The sequence below is a fragment of the Mycobacteriales bacterium genome (assembly GCA_035550055.1).
Classification (GTDB): domain Bacteria; phylum Actinomycetota; class Actinomycetes; order JAFAQI01; family JAFAQI01; genus DASZTV01.
In genome coordinates, this window is the sequence record DASZRO010000006.1 from 1 (window position 1) to 6,596 (window position 6,596).

At 69.3% G+C, this 6,596-nt stretch carries 6 protein-coding genes; 5 read left to right on the plus strand and 1 reads right to left on the minus strand.

Going from position 1 to position 6,596, the window contains the following annotated elements; all coding sequences use genetic code 11:
- Nucleotides 1-228 precede the first annotated feature (228 nt).
- The 5 genes from VG899_01315 to VG899_01335 all read left to right on the plus strand — a co-directional run bounded on the left by VG899_01315 (nucleotide 229) and on the right by VG899_01335 (nucleotide 6,066).
- Nucleotides 229-2,085 (plus strand): 2-oxoacid:acceptor oxidoreductase subunit alpha, encoded by a 1,857-nt coding sequence (locus VG899_01315; protein HWA64993.1) that lies wholly within the window; start codon nucleotides 229-231, stop codon nucleotides 2,083-2,085.
- On the plus strand, nucleotides 2,082-3,155 hold the full coding sequence (locus tag VG899_01320) for a 2-oxoacid:ferredoxin oxidoreductase subunit beta (protein ID HWA64994.1): 1,074 nt from the start codon (nucleotides 2,082-2,084) through the stop codon (nucleotides 3,153-3,155). The genes VG899_01315 and VG899_01320 overlap by 4 nt, the downstream gene beginning before the upstream one ends.
- 70 nt (nucleotides 3,156-3,225) lie before the next feature.
- Entirely contained in the window at nucleotides 3,226-4,203 is a 978-nt protein-coding gene (locus VG899_01325; protein ID HWA64995.1) for a hypothetical protein, read from the plus strand.
- A gap of 37 nt (nucleotides 4,204-4,240) precedes the next feature.
- Nucleotides 4,241-5,188 carry a hypothetical protein gene (locus VG899_01330; protein ID HWA64996.1) on the plus strand — a complete coding sequence of 316 codons (948 nt, stop codon included), beginning with the start codon at nucleotides 4,241-4,243 and terminating at the stop codon, nucleotides 5,186-5,188.
- Nucleotides 5,189-5,259: 71 nt separating this feature from the next.
- Nucleotides 5,260-6,066 (plus strand): phosphatase PAP2 family protein, encoded by an 807-nt coding sequence (locus tag VG899_01335; protein HWA64997.1) that lies wholly within the window; start codon nucleotides 5,260-5,262, stop codon nucleotides 6,064-6,066.
- A gap of 22 nt (nucleotides 6,067-6,088) precedes the next feature.
- Here the strand turns inward: VG899_01335 and VG899_01340 are convergent.
- Nucleotides 6,089-6,596, minus strand: a 508-nt coding sequence (locus tag VG899_01340) for a hypothetical protein (protein ID HWA64998.1), incomplete at its 5' end; no start/stop codon positions are given.

The following is a 6,596-nucleotide window of genomic DNA, read 5'->3' on the forward strand; positions in this document are numbered from 1 at the left end:
TCGATCCTGTTCACCCGTTGGCTGCTCCCGGCTCGGCTCTTCGACGGGGTCATGAAGGCCGCTTTCTCGGCCGCCGCGTTGATGACCCGACCTACCCGGCGGTAACCAACCCGTGGGGATACCCTCGACTGAGCACCCGCCAAACATCGACCGCATGGCCACCACGTCTGTGCCACCAGCGCGACAGGGGCAGAGCGAGATAGAGGACAGATCGGCAATGACGCCGCGATGACCGAGATTGCAGAAACCCCCGTCGAGCGTCTCGATCACGTAGTGATCCGCTTCGCGGGCGACTCCGGGGACGGCATGCAGCTGGCCGGCGACCGGTTCACCTCCGAGACCGCCGAGTTCGGCAACGACCTGTCGACGTTGCCCGACTTCCCCGCCGAGATCCGGGCGCCAGCCGGCACGCTGCCGGGCGTGAGCGCGTTCCAGCTCCACTTCGGCGACCACTCGGTGCTCACCCCCGGCGACCACGCCGACGTGCTGGTGGCGATGAACCCCGCGGCGCTCAAGGCGAACCTCGGCCACCTGCGCCGTGGCGGGACGATCATCGTGAACTCCGACGAGTTCACCTCGCGCAACCTCAAGAAGGTCGGGTACGACGAGAGCCCGCTCGACGACAACTCGCTGCAGGGCTACGACGTCCACGCGCTCGACCTGACCTCACTGGCCGTCAAGTCCGTCGAGGGCCACGACGTCGGCCGCAAGGACGGCGAGCGGGCGAAGAACATGTTCGCGCTCGGCCTGCTCTCCTGGCTCTACAGCCGTCCGACCGAGAGCACCATTCACTACATCGAGCAGCGCTTCGCCAAGAAGCCGGAGCTCGCCGGCGCCAACATCGCCGCCTTCAAGGCGGGCTGGAACTACGGCGAGACCACCGAAGGGTTCGTCGTCCGCTACGAGGTCGGGCCGGCTCCGATGAAGCCCGGCAAGTACCGCACGGTTCACGGCAACACCGCGCTGGCGTACGGCTTGATCGCCGGCGCGCGGGCCGCTCACCTGCAGCTGTTCCTGGGGACCTACCCGATCACCCCGGCCTCGGACATCCTGCACGAGCTGGCCAAGTACAAGCACTTCGGCGTGCTCACCTTCCAGGCCGAGGACGAGATCGCAGGCGTCGGCGCGGCACTCGGTGCGTCGTTCGGCGGCTCGCTGGGCGTGACGACGACCTCCGGGCCGGGCGTCGACCTCAAGGCCGAGACGGTCGGCCTCGGCATCATGCTCGAGCTGCCGCTGATCGTCGTCGACGTTCAGCGCGCGGGCCCGTCGACCGGGATGCCGACGAAGACCGAGCAGGCCGACCTGCTGCTCGCGATGTTCGGCCGACATGGCGAGGCGCCCGTCCCCGTCATCGCAGCGCAGTCCCCCGCGGACTGCTTCGACGCGGCGATCGAGGCCGTCCGGATCGCGACGACGTACCGGACCCCGGTGTACCTGCTGTCGGACGCCTACCTCGCCAACGGCAGCGAGCCGTGGCTGATCCCGGACGTCTCGAAGCTGCCCGAGTTCCCGGCGCAGTTCGCGAAGCCGCTGGCCGAGGGTGAGACGTTCCTGCCCTACGCCCGCGACCCCGAGACGCTCGCCAGGCCGTGGGCGATTCCCGGTACGCCGGGTCTCGAGCACCGCATCGGTGGCATCGAGAAGGCAGACGGCACCGGCGCCATCTCCTACGACCCGGCCAACCACGACAAGATGGTCCGGCTGCGACAGGCGAAGGTGGACGGCATCGCCGCGTCCATCCCGGATCTCGAGGTCGACGACCCGACCGGCGACGGCGAGATCCTCGTCCTCGGGTGGGGCTCGACGTACGGTCCGATCGCGGCCGCCGTGCGAGCGGCCCGCGGCAACGGCATGAAGGTCGCCCGCGCCCACCTGCGCCACCTCAACCCGTTGCCGAAGAACGTCGGGGACGTCCTGCGCAGCTACGACAAGGTGCTCGTGCCGGAGATGAACCTCGGCCAGCTCGCCATGATCCTGCGAGCCAAGTTCCTCGTCGACGTCGTGTCCTACAACCAGGTCCGCGGGCTGCCGTTCGGCTCCGAGGATCTCCTGGAGGCAATCACCGGAATGGCGGCGAAATGAGCGTCACCCCCCTCCCGATTCCCGCGCCTCGCAGCGGGCTCGAGCTGGTCCCGGCCGCCGAGACGGAGCAGTCGCGCAAGGACTTCACCTCCGACCAGGAGGTGCGCTGGTGCCCGGGCTGCGGCGACTACGCGATCCTCGCGGCGATTCAGGGCTTCATGCCGACGATGGGCATCAAGCGCGAGAACACCGTGTTCATCTCCGGCATCGGCTGCGCCGCCCGGCTGCCGTACTACATGGACACCTACGGCATCCACTCGATCCACGGCCGGGCTCCGGCGATCGCGACCGGCCTCGCCACCTCACGGCCGGACCTGTCCGTCTGGGTGATCGGCGGCGACGGTGACCTGCTCTCGATCGGCGGCAATCACCTGTTGCATGCGCTGCGCCGCAACGTGAACCTCAAGATCCTGCTGTTCAACAACCGGATCTACGGTCTGACCAAGGGCCAGTACTCCCCCACCTCGGAGGTCGGCAAGAACACCAAGTCCTCGCCGATGGGGTCCGTCGACCGGCCGCTCAACCCGGTGTCGGTCGCCCTCGGAGCCGAGGCGACCTTCGTCGCGCGCACCGTCGACTCGGACCGCAAGCACCTCACCGCGACACTGCAGGCCGCCGCCGAGCACCGCGGAGCCGCGTTCGTTGAGATCCTGCAGAACTGCGACATCTACAACGACGGCGCGTGGGACGTCCTCAAGGACGTCGACAGCAGCAAGGAGCGCGGCGTCTGGCTGGAGGCCGGCGAGCAGGTACGTTTCGGCGCCGACCGCAACAAGGGAGTCCGGGTGTCCTCGCGCGGGCGGCTCGAGGTCGTCGACGTCGATGCGAGCAACGAGGACTCGCTGTTGATCCACGACCCGCAGGCCGACGAGCCCGAGCTCGCGTTCGCGCTGTCGCGACTCGGCAACGTCGACAACGGCGTGACGCCGCTGGGGATCTTCCGTTCGGTGTCACGTCCGGCGTACGACGACACCGCGCGGGCGCAGGTCGAGGAGGCTCGCGCGGCCAAGGGCGACGGTGACCTCGCCGCGCTGCTCAGCTCCGGCGACACCTGGACGATCGGCGGCTGACGCGCACGACGCCGCAGGCACACCGGCGACGGCACGTGACTAACGCCCGCCGAGGGACGACACTCGCAGCGTGCTGACCGCGATCCATCGCGAAGGAATCGCGGTGCTCGCCGCGCTCGCTGCCATCGGCGTCGGCACGGCCGCGCTGGTCCATGCGGCCCTGCCCGCCAACGCAACCGGCGGACTGCGGCCGACCACCACCACGGCGACGGCGGCGATGACGCCGGACGGGGCCGGCGTCACGCTGTCTGCCACCGTCACCCTGCCGTCGGATGCCGCTGCCAGCGACGGGACGCCCATCGGAACCCTCACGTTCACCGACGAGCGCAGCGACGTGCTCGGGTCGGTCAAGGTGACCACGTGCACCGGGCGGACGTGCACGGCGCAGGACACGATCCCGGTGTCGGCGTTCGCCGCAATGACGGACTTCGTCGTCGCCAACTACTCCGGGAACGGCCGGCTGGGTTCGAGCTCGGACTCGGTGCCCGTGCTCTACGACCACTGCACGACCGGCAACGCCTGCACCAGCGGTGAGATCACCGACGCCGACACCTGGGTCGTCGCGACGGTGCCGGTCGGCGACTCGGCGTTGGTCACGCTCGGCGGGCCCGCGCTGCCGTGCAGCATCGGCGCGGGCGACGTGATCAACCTCGCAACGTCCGGCACCTTCAAATCGGTCCAGCTCTCAGTCGTGGAGGCGGGCAGGGCCTACCCCCCGGTCGACAAGAGCACCGCCGACGGTCCCCGCGGTCACAGCCTGTATCGCTGCGCCGCCTCGAACCTGCCGTTCCACGGCTTCAGCTCCGGACGCGCCGGCTACACCCACACGGCGTCGGACTTCGCGAGGTACGGCATCGCACCGTTCGCGGCGAGCGGCGCATACGCCGGCGAGCACGTCGGGCTGCTCGCGGACTGCTTCTTCCTGGTCACCCACACCGTCAACGGCGGGGCCTGCGAGAACACCGCCACTCGGTCGGTGACCGCGTTCGACGCCAGCTACATCGTGGTGAAGGCCGTCGACGGCGGCGTCAGTCACTTCGCCGGGTGAGGCGAAGGACGCACGATGCTGTCCGCACAATGAGTGGGTGCTGAAGACGAACCCGCTCCGTCGCGCCGCCACGGCAGCCGTCGTCCTCATGGCGACGGCCGTGCTGAGCGTTGTCCCCGCGGGTGCGATCGGATCCTTCCGCAGCACCACGACGTTGCACATCGCCGTCTCGGCCGACGGCCGGCGGCTGGTGCTCACCGCCGCGGTGTCGGGCAGCCTGGGAACGCCGGCCGGCGGGACGGTGGTGTTCATCGACAACCACCGCCACCTGCTCGGCACCGACCCGCTTCCCAGCTGTGCCGCGACGTGCACCGTGGTGCAACGGGTGGCGGTGTCCTCACTCGCCCGCCGGGTGAGCGGCATCTTCGCGTCCTACAGCGGCAACGCGACGCTGGCATCGAGCACCGCGTCGCTACCCGTGCTCTACCGGCGATGCCGGGCAGCAACCTGCAGCGTGACCCTCACCGGTGACCAGACCTCGTTCGGCGTCACCCTGGCGAAGGGTCAAACCGCGCTCGCGACCCTCGGCGCTCAGCCTCTGCCGTGCAGCATCGGGGCCGGCCAGGTGGTGAATCTGGTCACCTCAGGTCGCAGCGGCAACATCGCAGCGACGCTGTACGAAGCCGGCGACGCGGGGAACGCCTACGCACAGCAGGACAACGACACCTTCGACAGCTACGCCGGCCACAGCGCGTACCGGTGCCTCGTCACCGACCACCCGTTCACCGGTTTCACGCCCGGCGGGTCCACCGCGTTCAGCCGGTCGACCGCGGACTTCCGCCACTACGGCACCACTCCCCGGATCGGCTCGGGCCACTACCGCGGGCAGTACGCCGGGCTGATCGCCGACTGCTACCAGCTCGCGACGCACGCGCACACCGCCACCGGCGCCTGCGAGAACCTTCCGAAGCTGACCGGGCCGATCCCCGACATCGTCGAGCTCGTGATCAGCGGCGGCCACCGCATCAGCCACCTCGCCGGTTGAGGCCGCCCGCGGTCCCGTCTGGCAGAATCGATCATTGAGCCGGGGGTCGAGCGATGGGGACGAGGGGAAGCGTGGCTGAACCGAGCCGCCGGCGCCCGTTCGCATTGCTGCCCGAGCGAGTGCGTGCGATCAGGCGACCGAGATGGTGGCAGGAGATCGGCTTCGTGCTCGCGGTCTACTACCTCTACTCGCTCGTGCGCAACGCGGTGCCGAGCCACGAGACGGGCGCGTTCCACCGGTCGGGCACCGTGCTGTCGATCGAGCGGTTCTTCCACATCAGCATCGAGCACTCGGCCAACCAGCTCGTCGCCGGCCACGCCTGGCTGGCCTACGTCTGCGACTACTACTACGCGACGCTGCACTTCGTCGTCACGATTGCGGTGCTGGTCTGGCTGTACGTGAAACATCCGCTGCGCTATCGCTCGATCCGCAGCGTGCTGATCGCGACGAACCTCACCGCGCTCGTCGGCTTCTGGTTCATCTCACTGGCCCCGCCGCGGATGCTTCCCGGATTCACCGACACCCTCGTGAAGTTCCACACCTGGGGCTCGATCGCGTCGGGAAGCATCGCGAAGGAGTCGAACCAGTTCGCCGCGATGCCCTCACTCCACGTGGGCTGGGCGTTGTGGTGCGCGATCGCGATCGTGACCCTGGCCAAGCGGCGTTGGGTCCGCGTCCTCGGCGCGATCTACCCGTTGTGCACCGTCTTCGTCGTACTCGGGACGGCCAACCACTACGTCATGGACTGCATCGGCGGCGTGGTCACCCTGGGAATCGGTATCGCGATCGAGCGTCTGCTCTCCGGCCGGCACGCCTACGCCCGCAGCCCGCAGTTCCTCACCGTCGCCACCACCGAACCCGACCTCGTCGCCGCCTAGCGGGAGCGAGCCGGCATCCGCATCACGGCCAGCGCCACACCGCGTGCACCCGATAGACGCCCGGACCTGGCGCGTCGAGCACGACCTGGTTGTGACCTCCCCGGCTGATGGCGGCCCCGCCCGCGACGAAGTACGGCGACCAGATCAGCCGTAGCCGGTACCGACCCGCAGCCGGCACGGCGACGGTCAGCCCGGTGTCCTGCTGCGAGACCACTTTCGCCGGTGAGCTCGCCAGCGGCGTCGGCTGCTCGACGGCGTAGAGCCGCCAGTCGTTGTTGCTCCACATCTCGGCGAGATAGGGCAGCCCGGTCGCGATCAGCGCGGCCTCACGCGTCGAGCCGTAGTCCAGCTTGACGCCAACCGGCTCAGCGACGAAGCCGACGGCGTAGCGGTCGAGGAACTGCCGGTACTCGAGCGCGGTCAGCGGCTGGCGGCCGTAGAACTCCGGGTCGCGGGCTTCGTCGGTCTGGCGCTCCCACCCTCGCGCCAGCGAGACCTGCGGCAGCAGATAGGTCTGCGGCCACAACGTC

Bases quoted from the DNA above. Each gene is read 5' to 3' on its own strand.
- VG899_01320 (HWA64994.1), top strand. From the start codon at position 2,082: ATGAGCGTCACCCCCCTCCCGATTCCCGCGCCTCGCAGCGGGCTCGAG.
- VG899_01315 (HWA64993.1), top strand. From the start codon at position 229: ATGACCGAGATTGCAGAAACCCCCGTCGAGCGTCTCGATCACGTAGTG.